Origin of the sequence: Enterobacter sp. HK-058-C-ECC (genome assembly GCF_047531125.1) — a bacterium.
Lineage (GTDB): Bacteria > Pseudomonadota > Gammaproteobacteria > Enterobacterales > Enterobacteriaceae > Enterobacter > Enterobacter quasiroggenkampii.
Genome location: NZ_JBLKCH010000007.1, coordinates 225,668 through 248,704, shown reverse-complemented (window position 1 = coordinate 248,704; position 23,037 = coordinate 225,668). Strand labels below are relative to the sequence as shown.

Below are 23,037 nucleotides of genomic sequence, written 5' to 3'. Positions count from 1 at the left end.
CCCTACGGTTCCGACCGTAGGCCGGGTAAGCGCAAGCGCCACCCGGCTTTTTCGTAAACGCGTTTAACAGAAGAGTAATTTATGGCTGCAACCAAGCCTGCATTTAACCCTCCGGGTAAAAAAGGTGACATGATTTTCAGCGCGCTGGTCAAACTGGCTGCGCTGATTGTGCTATTGCTGCTGGGCGGCATTATCGTGTCTCTGATTTTCTCCTCCTGGCCGAGCATCCAGAAATTCGGTTTCTCCTTCCTGTGGACCAAAGAGTGGGACGCGCCGAACGACATCTACGGTGCCCTGGTGCCAATTTACGGCACGCTGGTGACCTCGTTCATCGCTCTGCTGATTGCGGTTCCGGTAAGCTTTGGTATTGCCCTGTTCCTGACGGAGCTGGCGCCGGGCTGGCTGCGTCGTCCGCTGGGGATCGCCATCGAACTGCTGGCAGCTATTCCGAGTATCGTCTACGGCATGTGGGGCCTGTTCATCTTTGCGCCGCTGTTCGCCACGTACTTCCAGGAACCGGTGGGTAACGTCCTCTCTGCCATTCCGTTTGTGGGGGCCCTGTTCTCTGGCCCGGCTTTCGGTATCGGTATTCTGGCGGCTGGCGTGATCCTCGCCATCATGATTATTCCGTACATTGCGGCGGTTATGCGCGATGTCTTCGAACAAACGCCGGTGATGATGAAAGAGTCGGCCTACGGTATCGGCTGCACCACCTGGGAAGTGATCTGGCGCATTGTCCTTCCGTTCACCAAAAATGGGGTGATCGGGGGCGTGATGCTGGGCTTAGGTCGTGCGCTGGGTGAAACCATGGCGGTCACCTTTATCATCGGTAACACCTACCAGCTCGACAGCGCGTCGCTCTATATGCCGGGTAACAGTATTACCTCTGCGCTGGCGAATGAATTTGCGGAAGCGGAATCGGGTCTGCACGTCGCGGCGCTGATGGAGCTGGGTCTGATTCTGTTCGTTATTACCTTCATTGTTCTGGCGATTTCCAAGCTGATGATTATGCGTCTCGCTAAAAATGAGGGAGCACGCTAATGGCCACTCTCGAAATGCAAGCAACTGCTGAACTGGCGGAATCCCGCCGCAAAATGCAGGCCAGACGCCGCATGAAAAATCGCATTGCCCTGACGCTCTCTATGGCGACGATGGCATTCGGCCTGTTCTGGCTTGTCTGGATCCTCTTCTCGACGGTCGTTCGCGGGATTGACGGAATGTCACTGTCGCTGTTCACCGAAATGACGCCGCCGCCGAACACGGCGGGTGGTGGCCTGGCGAATGCCCTGGCGGGCAGCGGACTGCTGATCCTCTGGGCGACGGTCTTCGGCACGCCGCTGGGCATCATGGCGGGCATCTACCTGGCAGAATACGGCCGTAAATCCTGGCTGGCGGAAGTGATTCGCTTCATTAACGACATTTTGTTGTCAGCCCCGTCTATCGTCGTGGGTCTGTTCGTTTACACCGTGGTGGTGGCGCAGATGGAACACTTCTCCGGCTGGGCGGGCGTCATTGCGCTGGCGCTGCTGCAGGTGCCGATTGTGATTCGAACCACCGAGAACATGCTGAAACTGGTGCCGGACAGCCTGCGTGAAGCCGCTTACGCGCTGGGTACGCCGAAATGGAAGATGATCTCTGCGATTACGCTGAAGGCGTCGGTCTCCGGGATCATGACCGGTATCCTGCTGGCGGTGGCGCGTATCGCGGGTGAAACGGCGCCGCTGCTGTTTACGTCCCTCTCCAACCAGTTCTGGAGCACGGATATGATGCAGCCGATCGCCAACCTGCCGGTGACGATCTTTAAATTTGCGATGAGCCCCTTCGCGGAATGGCAGCAGCTGGCCTGGGCCGGGGTGCTGATCATTACCCTTTGCGTACTGTTGCTGAACATTCTGGCGCGCGTCATTTTCGCGAAGAAGAAACACGGTTAATTTTTTACGGCGCGGCAGATCGCGGCGCCGAATGAGGAAATGAGTCAATGAGTATGGTTGATACTGCCCCGGGTAAGATTCAGGTTCGTGATTTGAACTTCTACTACGGCAAATTCCATGCCCTGAAGAACATCAACCTGGATATCGCAAAGAACCAGGTCACGGCATTTATCGGTCCATCCGGCTGTGGGAAATCCACGCTGCTGCGTACCTTTAACAAAATGTATTCGCTCTATCCGGAGCAGCGCGCTGAAGGGGAAATCATCCTCGACGGCGAAAACATTCTGACCCAGGCTCAGGATATCGCCCTGCTGCGCGCGAAAGTGGGGATGGTGTTCCAGAAACCCACGCCGTTCCCGATGTCCATTTATGACAACATTGCGTTTGGTGTGCGTCTGTTTGAAAAGCTCTCCCGTGCCGATATGGATGAGCGCGTGCAGTGGGCTTTGACCAAGGCCGCATTATGGAACGAAACCAAAGATAAGTTGCACCAGAGCGGGTACTCTCTCTCCGGTGGTCAGCAGCAGCGTCTGTGCATTGCGCGCGGTATTGCGATTCGCCCGGAAGTGTTGCTGCTGGATGAGCCGTGTTCAGCGCTGGACCCGATCTCAACCGGTCGCATTGAAGAACTGATCACCGAGCTGAAGCAGGATTACACCGTGGTTATCGTGACCCATAACATGCAGCAGGCTGCACGTTGCTCCGATCACACGGCGTTTATGTACCTGGGTGAATTGATTGAGTTCAGTAACACGGACGATCTGTTCACTAAGCCCGCGAAGAAACAAACCGAAGATTATATTACTGGCCGCTACGGTTGATTTGCCTTAGTGCATGTGGAGAAACCATGGACAACCTCAATCTTAATAAACACATTTCCGGCCAGTTCAACGCAGAGCTGGAAAGCATTCGCACCCAGGTGATGACCATGGGCGGCATGGTCGAGCAGCAGCTTTCTGATGCGATTACGGCGATGCACAACCAGGACAGCGAGCTGGCGAAGCGCGTCATTGAAGGCGATAAAAACGTCAACATGATGGAAGTGGCTATCGACGAGGCCTGCGTGCGCATTATCGCGAAGCGTCAGCCGACGGCGAGCGACCTGCGTCTGGTGATGGCGATCATCAAAACCATCGCCGAGCTGGAACGTATCGGCGACGTTGCGGATAAAATCTGCCGTACCGCGCTGGAGAAGTTCTCTCAGCAGCATCAGCCGCTGCTGGTCAGCCTGGAGTCGCTGGGCCGTCACACCGTGCAGATGCTGCACGACGTGCTGGATGCCTTTGCGCGTATGGATCTGGACGAAGCGGTGCGTATCTACCGCGAAGACAAGAAGGTCGATCAGGAGTATGAAGGCATCGTGCGTCAGCTGATGACCTACATGATGGAAGATTCCCGTACGATCCCAAGCGTACTGACGGCTCTGTTCTGCGCGCGCTCCATCGAGCGTATCGGCGACCGCTGCCAGAACATTTGCGAGTACATTTTCTACTTCGTGAAGGGTCAGGACTTCCGTCACGTGGGCGGCGACGAGCTGGACAAGCTGCTGGCGGGTAAAGATCCGAAAGAGTAATGTTTGTGGCGGGTGGCGCTAGCGCTTACCCGCCCTACTAGCCCTTTAGGCCGGATAAGCGTTAGCGCCATCCGGCTTTGTTTTTTCAGCGAGTAATATTCCACCCGCGGGCCTTCCACAGCGCGGGTAGCTGCGCCAGATCGGTGAAGGTCGTGACTTTGGGATGAACGATCGGCTTGTTGTGCGGGTCGGCGCAGAAATAAAACACCTCCATTCCTGCATCAATTCCCGACTGCGCGCCCGCAGACGAGTCATCCACCAGAATGCAGTTCTCTACGTTAACGTTCATCGCCTTTGCCGCATGGAACATCAGTGCCGGGTCCGGCTTCCAGCGCTGGATATCGTAGCCGCTGAACAGTTTTTCCGGGAAGTGGTGCAACATTTCAAGCTTGCCCAGCGAGTGCTGCATTTTGCTGATCGGACCGTTGGAGACCACGCAGATCGGCACCGTCATGGCATCCAGCAGCGCGTTTGCGCCCGGAATCACCTCCAGCTCCGAATCGAACAGGCGTGCAACCTCGGCGCGGTAGACCGGTTCCAGAGCCGCTTTCTCCAGAACGACGCCGTGTTCTTCGTTAATGATGTCGATGATCTCGTAGAGCTTCACGCCCTTAAAGCGTTTAAACACCTCTTCGAGTTCCAGCGTAATGCCAAATTCCTGGAACATGGCCACATACGCGCGGGAACAAATGACCTCACTGTCGACCAGCGTACCGTCGCAGTCGAAAAATACCGCTTCAATTCCGGACATGCCTTTCCCTTTTAACCAGTTTAACGTTTACGTACGGCAGTTCACCGGAACGCAATCGTTGCCGTATAAGCAAATTCAATGAAAAAAGTATCACGTAACCGCCACTATTGTCGCATTTTGGTATAGGATAGCGACGAATTTTCCCTCCTTGTTCGGAAATTGATGATGAGTCAACAACACACTACCCAGACATCTGGTCAGGGTCTGCTTGAGCGCGTGTTTAAACTGCGCGAGCACGGCACGACGGCACGCACCGAAGTGATCGCCGGTTTCACCACCTTCCTGACGATGGTCTATATCGTTTTTGTTAACCCTCAAATTCTGGGCGTTGCTGGCATGGATACCAGCGCCGTCTTCGTAACAACCTGTCTGATCGCGGCCCTTGGCAGCATTCTGATGGGCGTGTTCGCTAACCTGCCGGTCGCGCTGGCCCCGGCGATGGGTCTGAATGCGTTCTTTGCCTTCGTGGTGGTTCAGGCGATGGGTCTGCCGTGGCAGGTGGGTATGGGCGCCATCTTCTGGGGCGCGGTTGGCCTGCTGCTGCTGACCATTTTCCGCGTGCGTTACTGGATGATTGCGAACATCCCCGTGAGCCTGCGCGTGGGTATTACCAGCGGTATCGGTCTGTTTATCGGGATGATGGGGCTGAAAAACGCCGGCGTGATCGTGGCGAACCCGGATACGCTGGTGAGCATCGGTCACCTGACCTCTCATAACGTGCTGCTGGGCGTGCTGGGCTTCTTTATCATCGCGATCCTGGCTTCCCGCAATATTCATGCGGCGGTGCTGGTGTCCATCGTGGTCACCACGCTGCTGGGCTGGATGCTGGGTGACGTTCACTATAACGGCATCGTTTCCGCGCCACCGAGTGTCTCTACCGTTGTTGGTCATGTTGATCTGGCGGGTTCCCTGAACCTGGGCCTGGCGGGCGTGATTTTCTCCTTCATGCTGGTGAACCTGTTCGACTCTTCCGGTACGCTGATTGGCGTGACCGACAAAGCGGGTCTTGCAGATGAGAAAGGGAAATTCCCGCGCATGAAGCAGGCGCTGTTTGTGGACAGTATCTCCTCTGTGACCGGCTCATTTATCGGAACCTCGTCTGTTACCGCTTACATTGAATCCTCTTCCGGGGTTTCTGTGGGTGGCCGTACCGGCCTGACGGCGGTTGTGGTGGGTATTCTGTTCCTGCTGGTGATCTTCCTTTCGCCACTGGCGGGCATGGTGCCTCCGTACGCGGCGGCGGGTGCGCTGATCTACGTAGGAGTGCTGATGACCTCCAGCCTGTCTCGCGTGAAGTGGGATGATTTAACCGAAGCGGTGCCGGCGTTTATTACCGCCGTGATGATGCCGTTCAGCTTCTCAATTACCGAAGGTATCGCGCTGGGCTTTATCTCTTACTGCGTAATGAAGATCGGTACTGGCCGCTTCCGCGACCTCAGCCCATGCGTGATTGTTGTGGCGCTGCTGTTTGTGCTGAAGATTGTGTTTATTGACGCGCACTAAGGTGCGGTTTGTGGTGTCAGGTGACGCTTCGCTTACCTGACCTACTGACGAGTGTAGGCCCGGTAAGCGCTAGCGCCACCGGGCTTTTTTATCAGGCTTTAACTCGCTTAATATAATCCCCGAACGCCGTCAGCTGGCCAGAGAGATGGTCGCGCGTGCTCTGATCCACCACCTCACCCGTTTGCGGGTCGACCTTGTTCTGAATCACTCCGCCCATAAATTCTGGCTTGTTCATCACCATCGCATCGAGGAAGACCAGGATCTGACGCAGGTGATACTGGCAGCGCGCGCCGCCAATCGCGCCCATGGAGCTGGTCTGGATCAGCACCGGTTTGCCTGACAGCGGCTGCTCAGGTAAACGGGACAGCCAGTCGATGGCATTCTTCAGACCACCGGGTACAGAGTAGTTGTACTCTGGCGTGACGATAACCACGCCGTCAGCCTGGCGGATCTGTTCGGCCAGCGCCTCAACGCTCTGCGGGAACCCTTCTTCCTGCTGTACGTCAGCATCATACAGCGGAATATCTCCAATAGACGGCAGGGCGCTAATTTCCATACCTGCAGGCGCCAGCTGTGGCAGCGTGCGGGCGACCATCCCGTTAAATGAACCTTTGCGCAGGCTTCCCAGTAACGTAACGACTTTCAACGTATCAGACATGATTACTCCTGTTTCATCATGATGACCCTGATTGGATCAGCTTAGGGTAAATGCTTTTTCTGCCGGTAAACTGGTTAATCGCATCAGACGTGCGGCGGGCTCGTTGGCGCGCTCGGGCACATCAGGAAGGCTACGCCATCCCTGTTGACTGTCAAATTCCCAGATTTTCATGCGTTCGATGGCGGGGGTCACCGCGATGGACCAAATGAGCACATCCTCAGCGTCGCAGAGCGCTTCTACCAGCGTGGCCTGGGTGGCGCGCAGACGTCCAGAGCCTGGCAACAGCTGCAGCAGGCTGGCGTCGTCTGAGGCACATCCGCAGAGCTTACGAATGCTCTGGCGCAAGGTAATGAGCTGCGCTCTGGCTTCGACAGGATCGTTCTGGTTGCGTACCCACAGCTTCTCATTGCTGGAGAGCGGATAGTCTTCATGCGCATTAGCGCCATGGAAGCTGCGCGTCGCACGCTGAAGTTCCATATCGAGCCCACAGTCCCCCTCGGTGGTTAGCGCGACGCCAATGATATTGCCCGTGTAGGCAATGGAAAAACGAGGGAGATCCGGGTCAGCAAAGACCGGACGGCCTTCTGGCTGGGTAATGATATCCGGCAGCTCGCTGGTGCCGTACAGCATAAACAGCAGTTCCGCGAGAAGCGCCCGGGACGCTAAAAACCGCGACCTGCGGTGCTCCGGAAGCGTGAGTGCTTCACGATGACAGGCTGAAGAAATTCTTGCCGATACGAGACGTCCTTCTGTCAGTATCCCTCTTGCAAAGTGCGTAGCCATTTTTCGCTCCTTGATAATGGTCGTAATCGGTTAAACGGTTACATGATTATCGCTTAACTTGCCTCCTGTTTTAATCAGTAAATGGGCGTAAGAGAAGCCTTAGGACCGAACTTTACATTTTCTTAGGCAAAAATTGGATCACTCGCACCGTACAGCGCCTTGATGGTCTCCCGCAGCCAGAGGATTTTTGGATTATGGCTGTTCCGCTTATGCCAGATCAGCGTGAAGGGCACGGTCAATTTTTCCGCCTGCTCCTCATCAATCGGAATGGGAAGGGCGATCAGCTTCCGCTGGTGGAGTTCATTGTAGTGGTGACAGTAGTGCGGGGCGGTGGCGATATAGTGATGGCCGGGCTGCGCCGCCATAAACATCGCCTGTTCGAAGCCCGGCAGGCTCATGGCGATCGTGCGCTCGCGTCCCATCTCCTTTAGCACCTCATCCAGCGCCCAGGTATCGCTGCGTTCCCAGAAGATGCTGATATGGGGATAGCGCAGGAAGGTCTCCAGATTCCACTCTTGCTGAAGCGCCGGATGATCCTCGCGCAGATAGACGCAGGGGCGGTCGCTGAACAGGATTTCGTAGTCGATAAACCACGGCATCAGCTTAAGCAGCTCGCGGGATCGCGGATGCGTTTCACGCCCGGTGAAGCCCAAATCCACCTCGCCACGCGTAATCGCGTCCAGCGAGTCGTAATCCCACTGGCGCATTTTCACCGTCGCCTGCGGATAGCGCTGGTTCACCTGCTCCAGCAGGGTATTGAAGCGGATCAGCATCAGCGGCGTTTCCGCGGCCAGCACGAACGTCAGCCCGCCCGGAGAGTCATGGTGGAATTTATCGAGGATCTGGTTGCCGATTTGCATCCAGTCAGCCAGATCCTGCTCCAGGCTCACCGTCAGCGGCGTCGGCAGCAGCCCTAGCGGCGTTTTGACAAACAGCGGATCATCGAACCAGTCGCGCAGCTTAGCCAGCGATTTGCTCACCGCTGACGGCGTCACGTTCATCCGCTTCGCCGCTTTGGTAACGCTGCGCTCCTGCAGCAAAAGCTGCAGGCACAGCAACAGGTTAAGATCGAGACTGCTGATGGGCTTCTTCATAGTGCGCCGCGGGCTGGATGACCATAAGTAAGGTAATGCAGACTATGCTACAGCCAATCAGAACCCCGATCAGCATATTCAGCGCGTTAAGCCCGATGACCGCCGCCAGCCAAATCCACAGCGACGAGCCGCAGACCTGCGCGATACCCAGCACCGAACTGGCCACGCCTGCCCGCAGCGAGAAGGGACCAAGCGCCTGGCTCATCGCCACGCCAAAGCCAACCGAGAACCCGGCACAAATGAGCGTAATGCCCACCAGCATCACCGCATGTGAGCTGGTGGTCGCCAGGATCGCGCCTGCGGCGAGGAATAAAACCTGTGAGGTCAGCATCAGCGTGCGCTGGCGGAAGATATTCAGCGCAAACGGGGTGGAGAACGACACAGCCATACTGACCAGAGCGGTCAATGCCATCACCGTGGAATACTCACCGCGATCGAAGCCCATGGTCTCCATCAGCAACACCGGGGAAACGTTTACATAGGTCAGGATCACCGCCACGCTTAACGTGGTCACGGCCAGACGGCTAAGGAAAAAGCGGTTGAGAAGCTTCTCTGCCGGGTGAATGGTTGCGGTATGGCCGGTATTCTGCGAGCCAGGGTGGGTCTCTTTCAGCACGGTGAACGACAGGATAAACACCAGCGCGCCCATCGCCGCCATGGTCCAGAACAGGCTCTGCCACGGGAATTTCAGCATGATCAGATAGCCCACGACCGGGGCCAGCACCGGGATGATGCAGGTAATGCCGTTCAGCATCGACAGCACTTTGGCGCGACGCTGGGCGCTTAAGGTGTCGCGCAAAATGGCAAACGCCACCACGTAGCAACCGCCCGCCCCGATGCCCTGGATAAAGCGCCCGGTCAGAAACACGGTGCTGTTTTGCGCCTGTGAGCAGAGAAGGGACGCCAGGGCAAAAACGATGGCTCCGGCGATAGCGACAGGCTGGCGGCCTGCTTTATCCGCGATCTTCCCGGCAAAGACCATCGACGACGCCATCCCCGCGAGGTAGGCCGAAAACGCAATATGCAGCTGCGCTTCGCTGGCGCCCAGATCGCGGGCGATATGCGGTAATCCCACCAGATACATATCAATACCGGACGGATAAAGCAGAACTAATGCGAAACTACAAAACAGAAAACGCGCCATAAACCCCCCATAGATGCAGGCATGCAGGATAGGGGGTGAAAAGGGATTAGGCGAGTTGCCATTTGGACAATGGTGATTTCCCTGGAGGAAATCACCATGGATTAGCGGGAATTACTTACCAATACAGAAGCTCGAGAAGATCCGTCCCAGCAGATCGTCCGACGTAAACTCCCCGGTGATCTCGCTCAGATTCTGCTGCGCCAGACGCAGCTCTTCCGCCAGCAGTTCACCCGCCCACGCGCCGATCAGCTGCGCTTTACCCTGAACGAGATGGTTCGCCGCCTCTTCCAGCGCCTGAAGGTGACGGCGACGCGCGAGGAAGCCGCCTTCCATGCTGGTGTCAAAGCCCATGCTCTGCTTGAGATGGTTACGCAGGTCGTCCACGCCTTCACCGGTCCGCGCCGACAGGCGAATAAGTGAGTGACCATTCACATCGCTGATACCGAGCGTTTCGCCGGTCACGTCCGCTTTGTTACGCACCACGGTGATCGGCAGTTTTGCCGGCAGACGGGCAATAAAGTCCGGCCAGATCTCCGCCGGGTCAACGGCGTCGGTCGTGGTGCCGTCCACCATAAACAGCACGCGGTCGGCCTGCTCGATCTCCTGCCAGGCGCGTTCGATACCGATGCGCTCAACCTCGTCGCTGGCATCGCGCAGACCGGCGGTATCGATGATGTGCAGCGGCATGCCGTCGATGTGGATGTGCTCGCGCAGCACGTCGCGAGTGGTACCGGCAATGTCGGTCACGATTGCCGCTTCACGGCCCGCCAGGGCGTTCAGCAGGCTCGATTTCCCGGCGTTAGGGCGTCCGGCAATCACCACCTTCATCCCTTCGCGCAGCAGGCTGCCCTGGCGCGCTTCGGCGCGAACGGCGTCGAGATCGGCCATCACCTGGTTGAGCTGGGTTTCAATTTTACCGTCAGAGAGAAAATCGATCTCCTCATCCGGGAAGTCGATAGCCGCTTCCACGTAGATGCGCAGGTGAGTAAGTGCTTCCACAAGGTGATTCACACGCGCGGAGAATGCCCCCTGCAGCGAGTTCAGGGCGGAGCGGGCCGCCTGCTCGGAGCTGGCGTCGATCAGGTCTGCAATCGCCTCTGCCTGCGCCAGGTCGAGCTTGTCGTTGAGGAAGGCACGTTCGGAGAACTCGCCCGGCTTCGCAATGCGCAGGCCCGGCAGGGTCAGGATCCGTTTTAACAGCAGGTCGAGGATAACCGGGCCGCCGTGGCCCTGCAGCTCCAGCACGTCTTCACCGGTAAAGGAGTTCGGGCCGGGGAACCACAGCGCAATGCCCTGGTCCAGCGGCGTGCCGTCGGCATCTTTAAACGGCAGGTAATCAGCGTAGCGCGGCTTTGGCAGCTTACCCAGTACCGCTTCGGCCACCTCGCGCGCCTTCAGGCCGGAGATACGCAGAATGCCTACACCACCGCGTCCCGGTGGGGTTGCCTGGGCGACGATAGTGTCGTTATGGCTCATGGTTGCTCTCGTTCAATACAAATAAAAAAGGCGGTCAATTGACCGCCCTTATTTTAGCGTTAACTTATCGGATCAGGACTTTTTCTTTTCGCGGCTATGCAGGCCACGTTTTTCCAGACCACGGTAAATCAGCTGCTGCTGGATAATGGTCACCAGGTTGCTGACGATATAGTACAGCACCAGACCTGACGGGAACCACAGGAAGAACACGGTGAAGATGACCGGCATAAAGGTCATGATCTTCTGCTGCATCGGGTCGGTCACGGTGGTCGGCGACATCTTCTGGATGAAGAACATCGTCACGCCCATCAGGATCGGCAGGATGTAGTACGGGTCCTGTGCGGACAGGTCATGGATCCACAGTGCGAACGGCGCGTGGCGCAGCTCAACGGAACCCATCAGCATGTAGTACAGCGCAAGGAAGATTGGCATCTGAATCAGCAGCGGGAAGCAACCACCCAGTGGGTTCACTTTCTCTGCTTTATACAGGGCCATCATCTCCTGGCTCTGACGCTGTTTGTCATCGCCCAGACGCTCACGCATTGCCTGAATCTTCGGTTGCAGCATGCGCATCTTCGCCATGGAGGTGTACTGCGCTTTGGTCAGCGGGTACATGATGCCACGAACGATGAAGGTGATAACGATGATGGAGAAGCCCCAGTTACCCAGGAAGCTGTGGATGAACTTCAGCAGCTTAAACAGCGGCTGAGAGATGAACCACAACCAGCCGTAATCCACGGTCAGATCCAGGTGTGGCGCAACAGCGGCCATTTTGTCCTGAATTTCCGGGCCGACCCACAGGGTGCTTGCCAGCTTACCAGTTTGACCCGGCTGTACCAGAACCGGCTGAGATTTGTAGCCGATGGCTGCAAGACCGTTACCCAGGTTCGCGGTGTAGAAGTTGTTGGTACCGTCGTTATTTGGCACCCATGCCGTTGCGAAATACTGCTGCAGCATCGCCACCCAACCGCCTTTAGCGCTGACGTTCAGGTTTTCGTTATCGGCAATGGTGTCGAATTTGTATTTCTCGTACTTCGCATCAGGCGTGGAGTACGCCGCGCCACGGAAGGTATGCAGCGCAAAGTTGCTGCTTCCGGTGTCACGGTGTGACGGCAGATTGATGGACTGCTTCAGCTGGCCAAAGGTCGACAGCTCCAGCGGTTTCGCACTGGCGTTCTGTACGCTGTAGCCCACGTTCACAGCATATTCACCGCGCTTCAGGGTGAAGGTTTTGGTGAAGGTGTTGCCTGCGGCGTCGGTGTACGTCATCGGGATCACGAGTTCGTTCTGACCATCAGCCAGCACAAAGGTGTCGTTCTCGACGTTATACAGTGGACGCGCACCGTTAGCCGGGTTATCCGGGCCATCACGACCGGTCAGGCCGCTCTGCGCCTGGTAGATAAACTCAGGCGTGGTTTCCAGTAACTGGAACGGTTCGTTAGACTTCAGCTCTTTCGGGTAGGTTAACAGCAGCGCCTGCTCAACATCACCACCACGGGTGTTGATAGTCAGCTCAAGCACATCGGTCTTAACCGTAATCTGTTTCCCCTGGCCACTGGCCGGTACGCCCTGGTCGGCGGCGCTACCCGCTGCGGTGGTCGTTGTCTGCGTGACCTGCTGTTGTGGTTGAGGATTTTTATCCTGCTCCCACGCCTGCCAGATCATGAAAGACACGAACAACAAAGCGATGATAAGAAGATTGCGTTGCGAATCCATCGTTAGTGTTCTCTGGTATCAAAGGGTCCTGGGGGGACGGGGTCGTCTCCACCTGGGTGTAAAGGGTGGCATTTTAATACGCGTTTCACCGTCAACCAACTGCCTTTTATCACTCCAAACCTGCGCAATGCCTCAATTCCGTAGCTTGAGCATGTTGGTGTGAAACGGCAGTGCGGCCCGAGTAGCGGACTAATCAGGCGTTGATAGACCCGAATGAGGGCTATCAGGACCCGTGAGCCAGGCGACAGTGGCGGCGCCATAATTTTTCCAACGCTTCCGAGAGAGCACGGTTATCGAGGTCGGCAACCCCTTTCTTCGCCACCACCACGAAATCCATTGAAGGCAGTTCGTGCTGACGTAAACGGAAGCTTTCACGCGTCAGACGTTTAATCCGATTGCGTTCATGCGCACGCTTAACATTTTTCTTGGCGACTGTGAGACCGATGCGGGGATGCCCCAGCGAATTTTGGCGGCCGAGGATGGTGATTTGCGGCGTGCCAGCCCGTTGTGGCTGCTGGAAGACGAAAGTGAAATGAGCGGGAGTTAACAAACGTAACTCCCTGGGAAATGCTAGCTTAACCACTCAGGGGTTAGCTTTATTACTTGGAAACGGTCAGACGAGCGCGGCCTTTAGCACGACGACGTGCCAGAACCTGACGACCATTTTTAGTAGCCATACGAGCACGGAAGCCGTGAGAACGGTTGCGCTTCAGTACAGACGGTTGAAAAGTGCGTTTCATGGCGATTTCTACCTAAACTTGAATAAATTCACTGACTTTTGCGTATACCCGAACGAGTTTCGAACGACTAACGCCTCAGCGTGGGTGATTAAAGAGGCCGGATTGTAATAATTGTACACTCCGGAGTCAATTCTCTTTCCTTATTTCCCGCGTATTTCCGCACGTTTTCGCGTGGAAAATGAGCAACGGACGACGCAGGAAGATGAGCATCACGCGCCGGGTCGAGGATTATACGGGCTCACCGACAAAGCGCAAGGATCGTCCCGGATCTTCGTTAGATCATTTAAGCAATAAATTGTCTGTGCTCATTAATTTTTCCAATATGCGGGCTAAATCGTGGGGCACTCGCGCCAGGATCGTTTACACTTAACCGGTTTCTGATCTTCCTGTGGATAAAACGGGAAGAATCTGTGAGAAACAGAAGATCTCTGGCTCAGTTTAGGCTATGATCCGCGGTCCCTATCGGGATCCCAGGATCCTGGTCAGGATAAATTGCAGATAGCAATTCGCACGTCCCCCTTTACACAGGGTCATGCCGATGTGCGCCAACAATCATGAATATTCAATAGTTTTCTTTTATTGTTCGAGTGGAGTCCGCCGTGTCACTTTCGCTTTGGCAGCAGTGTCTTGCCCGATTGCAGGATGAGTTACCAGCCACAGAATTCAGTATGTGGATCCGCCCGTTGCAGGCGGAACTGAGCGATAACACGCTGGCTTTGTATGCGCCAAACCGTTTTGTGCTCGATTGGGTAAGGGACAAATACCTTAATAACATCAATGGACTGCTGAACGATTTCTGCGGGTCAGATGCCCCACAGCTGCGCTTTGAAGTGGGTACAAAGCCGGTCACCCAAACCGTTCGTGAAACCGTGAACGTCGCAGCGCCTGCTCAGGCCGCTCCTGTTCCGGCCCCTCGCGTCGCACCCGCTCGTCAGGGCTGGGATAATGTTCCCGCACCGGCTGAGCCAACCTACCGCTCTAACGTAAACGTGAAACACACGTTCGATAACTTCGTTGAAGGTAAGTCGAACCAGCTGGCGCGCGCGGCGGCTCGCCAGGTTGCTGATAACCCCGGTGGGGCCTACAACCCGCTGTTCCTGTATGGCGGCACGGGTCTGGGTAAAACGCACCTTCTTCATGCGGTGGGCAACGGCATTATGGCGCGCAAGCCCAATGCCAAAGTGGTGTATATGCACTCCGAACGCTTCGTTCAGGACATGGTAAAAGCCCTGCAAAACAATGCGATCGAAGAGTTTAAACGCTACTATCGTTCCGTTGACGCGCTGCTGATCGATGACATTCAGTTCTTTGCCAACAAAGAACGATCGCAGGAAGAATTTTTCCACACCTTCAACGCCCTGCTGGAAGGTAATCAGCAGATCATTTTGACCTCGGATCGTTATCCAAAAGAGATCAACGGCGTTGAAGATCGTCTGAAATCCCGCTTCGGCTGGGGCCTGACCGTGGCGATCGAGCCACCGGAGCTGGAAACCCGCGTCGCGATCCTGATGAAGAAAGCCGATGAAAACGACATTCGCCTGCCGGGTGAAGTGGCGTTCTTCATTGCCAAGCGTCTGCGCTCCAACGTGCGTGAGCTGGAGGGGGCACTGAACCGCGTTATCGCCAATGCCAACTTCACCGGTCGTGCGATCACCATCGATTTTGTGCGTGAAGCGCTGCGCGATTTGCTGGCATTGCAGGAAAAACTGGTCACTATCGACAATATTCAAAAGACGGTGGCTGAGTACTACAAGATCAAAGTGGCAGATTTACTGTCTAAACGTCGTTCCCGCTCGGTGGCGCGTCCGCGTCAGATGGCGATGGCGCTGGCAAAGGAGTTAACCAACCACAGTCTGCCGGAAATCGGGGATGCGTTTGGTGGCCGTGACCATACGACCGTGCTGCACGCTTGTCGCAAGATTGAGCAGTTACGCGAAGAAAGCCACGACATAAAAGAAGATTTTTCCAATCTAATCAGAACATTATCATCGTGACGCTATGAAATTTACCGTTGAACGTGAACATTTATTAAAACCGCTGCAACAGGTGAGTGGCCCATTAGGCGGCCGCCCAACGCTGCCTATTCTCGGAAACCTGCTGCTTCAGGTCGCGGACGGTACGCTGTCGCTGACCGGTACAGATCTGGAAATGGAAATGATCGCGCGCGTTACGCTGACGCAGCCGCACGACGCGGGCGCGACCACGGTTCCGGCACGTAAATTCTTTGATATTTGCCGCGGGCTGCCGGAAGGCGCTGAAATCGCCGTGCAGCTGGAAGGCGACCGTATGCTGGTACGCTCTGGCCGCAGCCGTTTCTCGCTCTCCACGCTGCCTGCTGCGGACTTCCCGAACCTGGACGACTGGCAGAGCGAAGTGGAATTTACCCTGCCGCAGGCGACGATGAAGCGTCTGATTGAAGCCACGCAGTTCTCCATGGCGCATCAGGACGTTCGTTACTACTTAAACGGCATGCTGTTCGAAACCGAAGGTGAAGAGCTGCGTACCGTGGCGACCGACGGCCACCGTCTGGCGGTCTGTTCTATGCCGATTGGCGACTCACTGCCAAACCATTCGGTGATCGTGCCGCGTAAAGGGGTGATTGAGCTGATGCGTATGCTCGACGGTGGCGACACGCCGCTGCGCGTGCAGATCGGCAGCAATAACATCCGCGCCCACGTGGGCGACTTTGTCTTCACATCGAAGCTGGTTGATGGCCGTTTCCCGGATTATCGCCGCGTATTGCCGAAGAACCCGGACAAAACGCTGGAAGCCGGTTGTGATAGCCTCAAGCAGGCGTTTGCGCGTGCGGCCATTCTCTCTAACGAGAAATTCCGCGGCGTGCGTCTGTACGTGAGTGAAAACCAGATCAAAATCACCGCCAACAACCCGGAGCAGGAAGAGGCAGAAGAGATTCTGGACGTCACCTACGCCGGGGCTGAGATGGAAATCGGCTTCAACGTTAGCTACGTGCTGGATGTGCTGAATGCGCTGAAATGCGAGAACGTGCGCATCCTGCTGACCGACTCCGTTTCGAGCGTACAGATTGAAGATGCCGCATCACAGTCGGCTGCCTATGTTGTCATGCCAATGAGACTGTAATGTCGCTCACCCGTCTGTTGATCCGCGACTTTCGCAACATCGAGAGCGCGGATCTCGCTTTATCCCCTGGCTTTAACTTCCTGGTTGGCGCGAACGGCAGCGGCAAAACCAGCGTGCTGGAAGCCATCTATACGCTCGGCCACGGCCGGGCGTTTCGCAGTTTGCAGATTGGTCGCGTCATTCGCCACGAGCAGGAATCCTTTGTTCTGCACGGGCGTTTGCAGGGCGAGGAGCGGGAAACCGCCATCGGCCTGACCAAAGACAAGCAGGGCGACAGCAAGGTGCGCATCGATGGTACCGACGGTCACAAGGTGGCCGAGCTGGCGCTGCTGATGCCGATGCAGCTGATCACGCCCGAGGGGTTTACTTTACTCAACGGCGGCCCCAAATACAGAAGAGCGTTCCTCGACTGGGGATGCTTTCACAACGAAGCCGGATTCTTTAACGCCTGGAGCAATCTGAAGCGTCTGCTCAAGCAGCGTAACGCCGCACTGCGTCAGGTGACGCGCTACGCCCAGCTGCGTCCGTGGGACATGGAGTTAATCCCTCTCGCGGAACAGATCAGCCGCTGGCGTGCCGAATACAGCGCAGGTATCGCCGAAGACATGGCCGACACCTGCAAACAGTTTTTACCTGAATTCTCTCTCACCTTCTCCTTCCAGCGCGGCTGGGAGAAAGAGACGGACTATGCCGAGGTGTTAGAGAGAAGCTTCGAGCGCGACCGCATGTTGACCTACACCGCGCACGGCCCGCACAAGGCGGATTTCCGCATTCGTGCTGACGGTGCGCCGGTGGAAGACACGCTGTCGCGCGGGCAGCTCAAGCTCCTGATGTGTGCGCTACGCCTGGCACAGGGGGAGTTTCTTACCCGCGAGAGCGGGCGACGCTGCCTGTACCTGATAGATGATTTTGCCTCGGAACTTGACGACGCGCGGCGCGGGCTGCTTGCCAGCCGCTTAAAAGCCACGCAGTCGCAGGTTTTCGTCAGCGCGATAAGCGCTGAACACGTTATAGACATGTCGGACGAAAATTCGAAGATGTTTACCGTGGAAAAGGGTAAAATAACGGATTAACCCAAGTTGAAATGAGCGAGAAACGTTGATGTCGAATTCTTATGACTCCTCCAGTATCAAAGTCCTGAAAGGGCTGGATGCGGTGCGTAAGCGCCCGGGTATGTATATCGGCGACACGGATGACGGCACCGGTCTGCACCACATGGTATTCGAGGTGGTAGATAACGCTATCGACGAAGCGCTCGCGGGTCACTGTAAAGACATCGTGGTCACCATCCATGCGGACAACTCCGTCTCCGTCACCGATGACGGTCGTGGCATCCCAACCGGTATTCACCCGGAAGAGGGCGTCTCTGCGGCGGAAGTGATCATGACCGTCCTGCACGCAGGCGGTAAGTTCGACGATAACTCCTATAAAGTTTCCGGCGGCCTGCACGGCGTGGGTGTTTCGGTAGTAAACGCCCTGTCGCAGAAGCTGGAGCTGGTTATCCAGCGCGAAGGCAAAATCCACCGTCAGCTCTATACGCACGGCGTGCCGCAGGCACCGCTGGCCGTTACGGGCGACACCGACAAAACCGGTACCATGGTGCGTTTCTGGCCGAGCCTCGAAACCTTCACCAACGTCACCGAGTTCGAGTACGACATCCTGGCGAAACGCCTGCGTGAACTGTCGTTCCTGAACTCCGGCGTCTCGATTCGCTTGCGCGACAAGCGTGACAACAAAGAAGACCACTTCCACTACGAAGGCGGTATCAAGGCGTTCGTTGAGTATCTGAACAAGAACAAAACGCCTATTCACCCGAATATCTTCTACTTCTCCACCGAAAAAGACGGTATCGGCGTGGAAGTGGCGCTGCAGTGGAACGACGGTTTCCAGGAAAACATCTACTGCTTCACCAACAACATTCCACAGCGTGACGGTGGTACTCACCTTGCAGGCTTCCGTGCGGCGATGACCCGTACCCTGAATGCCTACATGGACAAAGAAGGCTACAGCAAGAAAGCGAAAGTCAGCGCCACCGGTGACGATGCCCGTGAAGGCCTGATTGCCGTTGTCTCCGTGAAGGTGCCGGATCCGAAGTTCTCCTCACAGACCAAAGACAAGCTGGTCTCTTCTGAGGTGAAATCGGCGGTTGAGCAGCAGATGAACGAACTGCTGAGCGAATACCTGCTGGAAAACCCGTCCGACGCGAAAATCGTGGTGGGCAAAATTATCGATGCGGCGCGTGCCCGTGAAGCGGCGCGTAAAGCCCGTGAAATGACCCGTCGTAAAGGCGCGCTGGACTTAGCCGGCCTGCCGGGCAAGCTGGCTGACTGCCAGGAACGCGACCCGGCGCTGTCCGAACTGTACCTTGTGGAAGGGGACTCTGCGGGCGGTTCTGCGAAGCAGGGCCGTAACCGTAAGAACCAGGCTATCCTGCCGCTGAAGGGTAAAATCCTCAACGTTGAGAAGGCGCGCTTCGACAAGATGCTCTCTTCTCAGGAAGTGGCGACGCTCATCACCGCGCTGGGCTGCGGCATCGGCCGTGACGAGTACAACCCGGACAAACTGCGCTACCACAGCATCATCATCATGACCGATGCGGACGTCGACGGCTCGCACATTCGTACGCTGCTGTTGACCTTCTTCTATCGTCAGATGCCTGAAATCGTTGAACGTGGCCACGTCTACATTGCCCAGCCGCCGCTGTACAAAGTGAAGAAAGGCAAGCAGGAACAGTACATCAAAGATGACGAAGCGATGGATCAGTACCAAATCGCGATCGCACTTGATGGCGCAACCCTGCACGCGAACTCGCACGCTCCTGCACTGGCCGGTGAGCCGCTGGAGCGTCTGGTGTCCGAGTTCAACGCCACGCAGAAAATGATTACGCGTATGGAACGCCGTTATCCGAAAACGCTGCTGAAGGAGCTGGTTTATCAGCCAACCCTGACCGAAGCTGATCTGAGCGACGAGCAGACCGTCACCCGCTGGGTGAACGCCCTGGTGACCGATCTGAACGAGAAAGAGCAGCACGGCAGCCAGTGGAAATGCGATGTTCAGCAGAACGCCGATCATCAGTTCGAGCCGATCGTTCGCGTGCGTACCCACGGCGTCGACACCGACTACCCGCTGGAGCACGAATTTGTGACCGGTCCGGAATACCGTCGCATCTGCACGCTCGGCGAGAAGCTGCGCGGCCTGATCGAAGACGATGCGTTCATCGAACGTGGCGAACGTCGTCAGCCGGTAGCCAGCTTCGAGCAGGCGCTGGACTGGCTGGTAAAAGAGTCCCGTCGCGGCCTCGCGATCCAGCGCTATAAAGGTCTGGGCGAAATGAACCCAGAGCAGCTGTGGGAAACGACCATGGATCCGGAAAGCCGTCGCATGCTGCGCGTTACCGTTAAAGACGCGATTGCTGCAGACCAGCTGTTCACCACCCTGATGGGCGATGCGGTTGAACCACGTCGTGCCTTCATCGAAGAGAACGCCCTGAAAGCGGCAAATATCGATATTTAATCGACGTTATACCGCACGATAACTGGCCGCGCTTTTAGCGCGGCTTTTTTATGGGCGCAGGCATATCCAGCGACATCACGGACGGTAAACGGCTCGCCAGCGTGTCTATGGCGATTCTTACCCTTAGCGGCAGGTGTGGCGTCTGCTGCCAGACCGCATGGACGTCAAAATGGACATCCGGCGCCTGCTTCAGGAGCGGGACGAGTTTTCCCTGATGGATTTCTTTAACGGCCATCCAGCAGGGGAGCCAGGCAATGCCGTGCCCGGTCAGCGCCGCGTCGCATATGGCCTGCAAATCATCCATATTGAGTGATGAACGGGGAGTAAAGCTGTGCGAGGTCCCTTCATTATCCATCAGCTGCCAGGAGAGGACTCTGCCTGCGCGCAGATAGTTAATCGCCGTATGATGGGGTAAATCAGCCACGCTTTGCGGCTGGCCTTTCTTCTGCAGATAATCCGGCGCTGCACATAGCACCATGCGGTGTTCCCCCAGCTTTCTGGCGACCAGCACGCTGCTGTCCTGCAGCGTGCCGTTACGCACCGCCATATCAAACCCTTCCTCTACCAGATCCACCACGCGGTCGCTGAACGACATTTCAAGCTCAAGCCCGGGGTGTTCCTGCGCCAGTTCAATCAACAGCGGCGCGACGCACTGGCGACCAAAGAGCACCGGCATGGCAACACGCAGGCGGCCACTGACCTGCTGTTTCCCTGTCTCAAGCAGCGACTCTGCGCCCCGAATCTCCTCCAGCGCGCGCAGACAGCGCTCGTAGAACAGGGCGCCGTTATCGGTCAGCCGCTGGCTGCGTGTGGTGCGCTGAAAGAGCCGTACTCCGAGGCGTTCCTCAAGGCGAGCAATGCTTTTTCCCACCGCCGAGCGCGACAGGTGCAGGCGAACTGCGGCCTGTGCAAAGCTTCCTGCCTCCACGGCAGCGACAAAAACAGGAATATCTTTCAGCGTATCGGTCATGGATTGTATCCATTCAGGCATCAATAAAGAGAAAACTTATCGCCACTGGTGACTAGGAGTCAACGCTAGACTGTTGGTACTGAAGCTTATTTGATCGCAGGAGAGAGAAATGACAGAGACAATGCAACGCTGGACGATGAACGCCCTCGGGCGCGAGAGCCTCACACTCACTCAGGAGCCCATTCCACAGCCAGGCCCGGGTGAAGTACGCGTACGGGTGAATGCCGTTGCGCTCAACTATCGCGATAAAATGGTGATTGAAGGCACGATGCCGATTCCGCTCTCCTTCCCGTTTACCCCGGCGTCTGACATGGCGGGCGTCGTAGACAGCGTTGGTGAAGGCGTCACGCGTTTCCAGCCCGGCGCTCGCGTTATCTCAACCTTTTTCCCGGAGTGGATCGACGGTAAACCGCAGGCGGACGCGCGCAATTTGCCCTATAGAACGTCCGGTGGATACTTCCAGGGAATGCTGGCCGAGTATGTGATTGTGAAGGAAGACGCGCTGGCGGCATCACCGGAAACCCTGGATGACGCAGAGGCCAGCACCTTACCCTGTGCAGGGCTTACCGCCTGGTTTGCGCTGGTGGAACGCGGCCAACTGCGCGCCGGACAGTCGGTGCTGGTACAGGGGACGGGCGGCGTGGCGATTTTCGCCCTGCAAATTGCCAAAGCGCACGGCGCAGAGGTATTTGTCACCTCGGGGAGCGATGAAAAGCTGGCGTTGGCCAAAAAACTGGGGGCCAGCCAGGGCATCAACCGCCTGAAAGGCGACTGGGCTGAAAATACGCTGGCACTGACGCAGGATCGCGGCATCGACCATGTTATTGAAACCGTGGGCGGGGAGAACCTGAAGCACTCCCTGCGCGCCGTTGCTGTTCATGGACGTATCTCGGTCATTGGCGTGCTGGCCGGCACTGACATTTCGCTCTCTGCTGGCGAACTGTTGCTGAAATCTCCCGTCATTCAGGGGATCGGCGTAGGACACCGCAGGGCGCTGGAAGATTTCGTCCGCGCTGTTGATGTCACCGGACTGAAACCCGTGATTGAGCATCGCTACCGTTTTAACGAGCTTGAACAGGCACTTGAGCATCTGGATCGCGGTGCGTTTGGTAAAATCGTTCTCACCCGCGAGTAGGTCTTTATTCCCCGGGAGAAACGTAAAAGGGGGCTTTTGTTGCGCAATATAGCTCTATTTTTGTGTGCTTAATCGCGTTAGCATGAGGCAGCACTCATTTATCCCGGGGAACTCATGGCTATCAAACTTATTGCAATCGATATGGACGGCACGCTGTTGCTGCCAGACCACACTATCTCTCCAGCCGTTAAGAACGCGATCGCCGCGGCACGCGCCAAGGGTGTGAATGTGGTCCTCACTACGGGGCGTCCGTATGCGGGCGTGCACAGCTACCTGAAAGAGCTGCACATGAATCAGCCTGGCGACTACTGCATCACCTATAACGGCGCGCTGGTACAGAAAGCCGCGGATGGCAGTACGGTTGCGCAAACCGCGCTGAGCTACGATGACTACCGGTTCCTGGAAAAACTGTCCCGTGAAGTGGGCTCCCACTTCCACGCCCTCGATCGCAATACGCTTTATACCGCCAACCGTGATATCAGCTACTACACGGTACATGAATCCTACGTGGCGACCATTCCGCTGGTGTTCTGTGAAGCCGAGAAAATGGATCCGGCCACCCAGTTCCTGAAAGTGATGATGATCGACGAGCCGGAGATCCTGGATAAAGCGATTGCGCGCATTCCGGCCGAGGTGAAAGAGAAATACACCGTGCTGAAAAGTGCGCCGTACTTCCTTGAAATCCTCGATAAACGCGTCAATAAAGGCACCGGCGTGAAATCGCTGGCCGACGCGCTGGGCATCAAGCCGGACGAAATCATGGCGCTGGGCGACCAGGAAAACGACATCGCGATGATTGAATTCGCGGGCATGGGCGTGGCGATGGATAACGCCATTCCGTCGGTGAAAGAAGTGGCTAATTTTGTCACCAAATCTAACCTCGAAGACGGCGTGGCTTACGCCATTGAGAAGTTTGTGCTGAACTAAACACCCGCTTGCTATACCCTGATG

General features: G+C 56.5%; 22 protein-coding genes. 11 read left to right on the top strand and 11 right to left on the bottom strand.

Going from position 1 to position 23,037, the window contains the following annotated elements; genetic code table 11:
* Window positions 1–81: 81 nt before the first annotated feature.
* From pstC to phoU, 4 genes are read left to right on the top strand one after another with little or no spacing between them, the layout of a single operon-like run.
* Window positions 82–1,041, top strand: a complete 960-nt coding sequence (pstC, locus tag ACMWJS_RS15655; RefSeq protein ID WP_023309793.1) for a phosphate ABC transporter permease PstC — start codon at window positions 82–84, stop codon at window positions 1,039–1,041.
* Complete coding sequence (gene pstA, locus ACMWJS_RS15650; RefSeq protein WP_024907882.1) at window positions 1,041–1,931, top strand: phosphate ABC transporter permease PstA; 891 nt, start codon at window positions 1,041–1,043, stop codon at window positions 1,929–1,931. The genes pstC and pstA overlap by 1 nt, the downstream gene beginning before the upstream one ends.
* Window positions 1,932–1,978: 47 nt before the next feature.
* Window positions 1,979–2,752, top strand: coding sequence for a phosphate ABC transporter ATP-binding protein PstB (gene pstB / locus ACMWJS_RS15645; RefSeq protein ID WP_008500183.1), 774 nt, complete (start codon window positions 1,979–1,981; stop codon window positions 2,750–2,752).
* Window positions 2,753–2,778: 26 nt separating this feature from the next.
* The gene (gene phoU / locus ACMWJS_RS15640) at window positions 2,779–3,504 is read left to right on the top strand and encodes a phosphate signaling complex protein PhoU (RefSeq protein WP_008500182.1); all 726 of its coding nucleotides are present in this window, start codon (window positions 2,779–2,781) and stop codon (window positions 3,502–3,504) included.
* 85 nt (window positions 3,505–3,589) lie between these two features.
* Here the strand turns inward: phoU and yieH are convergent, their stop codons facing one another.
* Complete coding sequence (yieH, locus tag ACMWJS_RS15635) at window positions 3,590–4,255, bottom strand: 6-phosphogluconate phosphatase (protein WP_414747287.1); 666 nt, start codon at window positions 4,253–4,255, stop codon at window positions 3,590–3,592.
* Between the two features lie 165 nt (window positions 4,256–4,420).
* Here yieH and adeP point away from each other — a divergent pair, with 165 nt between their 5' ends.
* Entirely contained in the window at window positions 4,421–5,758 is a 1,338-nt protein-coding gene (gene adeP / locus ACMWJS_RS15630) for an adenine permease AdeP (protein ID WP_021242668.1), read from the top strand.
* A 91-nt stretch (window positions 5,759–5,849) separates the two neighbouring features.
* Here the strand turns inward: adeP and ACMWJS_RS15625 are convergent, their stop codons facing one another.
* The 9 genes from ACMWJS_RS15625 to rpmH all read right to left on the bottom strand — a co-directional run bounded on the left by ACMWJS_RS15625 (window position 5,850) and on the right by rpmH (window position 13,369).
* Window positions 5,850–6,416, bottom strand: coding sequence for an NADPH-dependent FMN reductase (locus ACMWJS_RS15625; protein WP_014833835.1), 567 nt, complete (start codon window positions 6,414–6,416; stop codon window positions 5,850–5,852).
* 36 nt (window positions 6,417–6,452) lie between these two features.
* Entirely contained in the window at window positions 6,453–7,199 is a 747-nt protein-coding gene (locus ACMWJS_RS15620) for a 4'-phosphopantetheinyl transferase family protein (protein WP_045909358.1), read from the bottom strand.
* 122 nt (window positions 7,200–7,321) lie between these two features.
* Window positions 7,322–8,293, bottom strand: coding sequence for an HTH-type transcriptional regulator YidZ (gene yidZ, locus ACMWJS_RS15615; RefSeq protein ID WP_045909359.1), 972 nt, complete (start codon window positions 8,291–8,293; stop codon window positions 7,322–7,324).
* Complete coding sequence (locus tag ACMWJS_RS15610; RefSeq protein ID WP_032675681.1) at window positions 8,262–9,437, bottom strand: MFS transporter; 1,176 nt, start codon at window positions 9,435–9,437, stop codon at window positions 8,262–8,264. Before ACMWJS_RS15610 ends, yidZ begins: the two co-directional genes overlap by 32 nt.
* A gap of 111 nt (window positions 9,438–9,548) precedes the next feature.
* Window positions 9,549–10,913, bottom strand: a complete 1,365-nt coding sequence (gene mnmE / locus ACMWJS_RS15605) for a tRNA uridine-5-carboxymethylaminomethyl(34) synthesis GTPase MnmE (RefSeq protein WP_414747286.1) — start codon at window positions 10,911–10,913, stop codon at window positions 9,549–9,551.
* Window positions 10,914–10,985: 72 nt separating this feature from the next.
* A complete protein-coding gene (yidC, locus tag ACMWJS_RS15600; RefSeq protein ID WP_023617679.1) occupies window positions 10,986–12,629 on the bottom strand; it encodes a membrane protein insertase YidC in 1,644 nt (547 codons plus the stop codon).
* 2 nt (window positions 12,630–12,631) lie between these two features.
* On the bottom strand, window positions 12,632–12,889 hold the full coding sequence (yidD, locus tag ACMWJS_RS15595) for a membrane protein insertion efficiency factor YidD (protein ID WP_001307474.1): 258 nt from the start codon (window positions 12,887–12,889) through the stop codon (window positions 12,632–12,634).
* Complete coding sequence (rnpA, locus tag ACMWJS_RS15590; RefSeq protein ID WP_024907873.1) at window positions 12,853–13,212, bottom strand: ribonuclease P protein component; 360 nt, start codon at window positions 13,210–13,212, stop codon at window positions 12,853–12,855. Before rnpA ends, yidD begins: the two co-directional genes overlap by 37 nt.
* A gap of 16 nt (window positions 13,213–13,228) precedes the next feature.
* Window positions 13,229–13,369 carry a 50S ribosomal protein L34 gene (gene rpmH, locus ACMWJS_RS15585; RefSeq protein WP_000831330.1) on the bottom strand — a complete coding sequence of 47 codons (141 nt, stop codon included), beginning with the start codon at window positions 13,367–13,369 and terminating at the stop codon, window positions 13,229–13,231.
* A 599-nt stretch (window positions 13,370–13,968) separates the two neighbouring features.
* Between rpmH and dnaA the strand changes: the two genes are divergently transcribed.
* Genes dnaA through gyrB form a run of 4 tightly spaced genes read left to right on the top strand, consistent with a single transcriptional unit; the run spans window position 13,969 to window position 19,981 of the window.
* Entirely contained in the window at window positions 13,969–15,363 is a 1,395-nt protein-coding gene (dnaA, locus tag ACMWJS_RS15580) for a chromosomal replication initiator protein DnaA (RefSeq protein WP_039267117.1), read from the top strand.
* A gap of 4 nt (window positions 15,364–15,367) precedes the next feature.
* Window positions 15,368–16,468, top strand: a complete 1,101-nt coding sequence (dnaN, locus tag ACMWJS_RS15575) for a DNA polymerase III subunit beta (RefSeq protein ID WP_008500170.1) — start codon at window positions 15,368–15,370, stop codon at window positions 16,466–16,468.
* Complete coding sequence (gene recF / locus ACMWJS_RS15570; protein WP_048030318.1) at window positions 16,468–17,541, top strand: DNA replication/repair protein RecF; 1,074 nt, start codon at window positions 16,468–16,470, stop codon at window positions 17,539–17,541. The genes dnaN and recF overlap by 1 nt, the downstream gene beginning before the upstream one ends.
* 28 nt (window positions 17,542–17,569) lie before the next feature.
* On the top strand, window positions 17,570–19,981 hold the full coding sequence (gyrB, locus tag ACMWJS_RS15565) for a DNA topoisomerase (ATP-hydrolyzing) subunit B (RefSeq protein ID WP_048030320.1): 2,412 nt from the start codon (window positions 17,570–17,572) through the stop codon (window positions 19,979–19,981).
* Between the two features lie 34 nt (window positions 19,982–20,015).
* Here the strand turns inward: gyrB and ACMWJS_RS15560 are convergent, their stop codons facing one another.
* Complete coding sequence (locus ACMWJS_RS15560; protein WP_414747285.1) at window positions 20,016–20,951, bottom strand: LysR family transcriptional regulator; 936 nt, start codon at window positions 20,949–20,951, stop codon at window positions 20,016–20,018.
* Between the two features lie 109 nt (window positions 20,952–21,060).
* Between ACMWJS_RS15560 and ACMWJS_RS15555 the strand changes: the two genes are divergently transcribed.
* Both ACMWJS_RS15555 and yidA read left to right on the top strand, forming a co-directional pair.
* Window positions 21,061–22,086: a zinc-dependent alcohol dehydrogenase family protein gene (locus ACMWJS_RS15555; RefSeq protein ID WP_414747284.1), complete on the top strand. Its 1,026-nt coding sequence runs from the start codon at window positions 21,061–21,063 to the stop codon at window positions 22,084–22,086.
* 114 nt (window positions 22,087–22,200) lie between these two features.
* A complete protein-coding gene (yidA, locus tag ACMWJS_RS15550) occupies window positions 22,201–23,013 on the top strand; it encodes a sugar-phosphatase (RefSeq protein WP_008500165.1) in 813 nt (270 codons plus the stop codon).
* Window positions 23,014–23,037 lie beyond the last annotated feature (24 nt).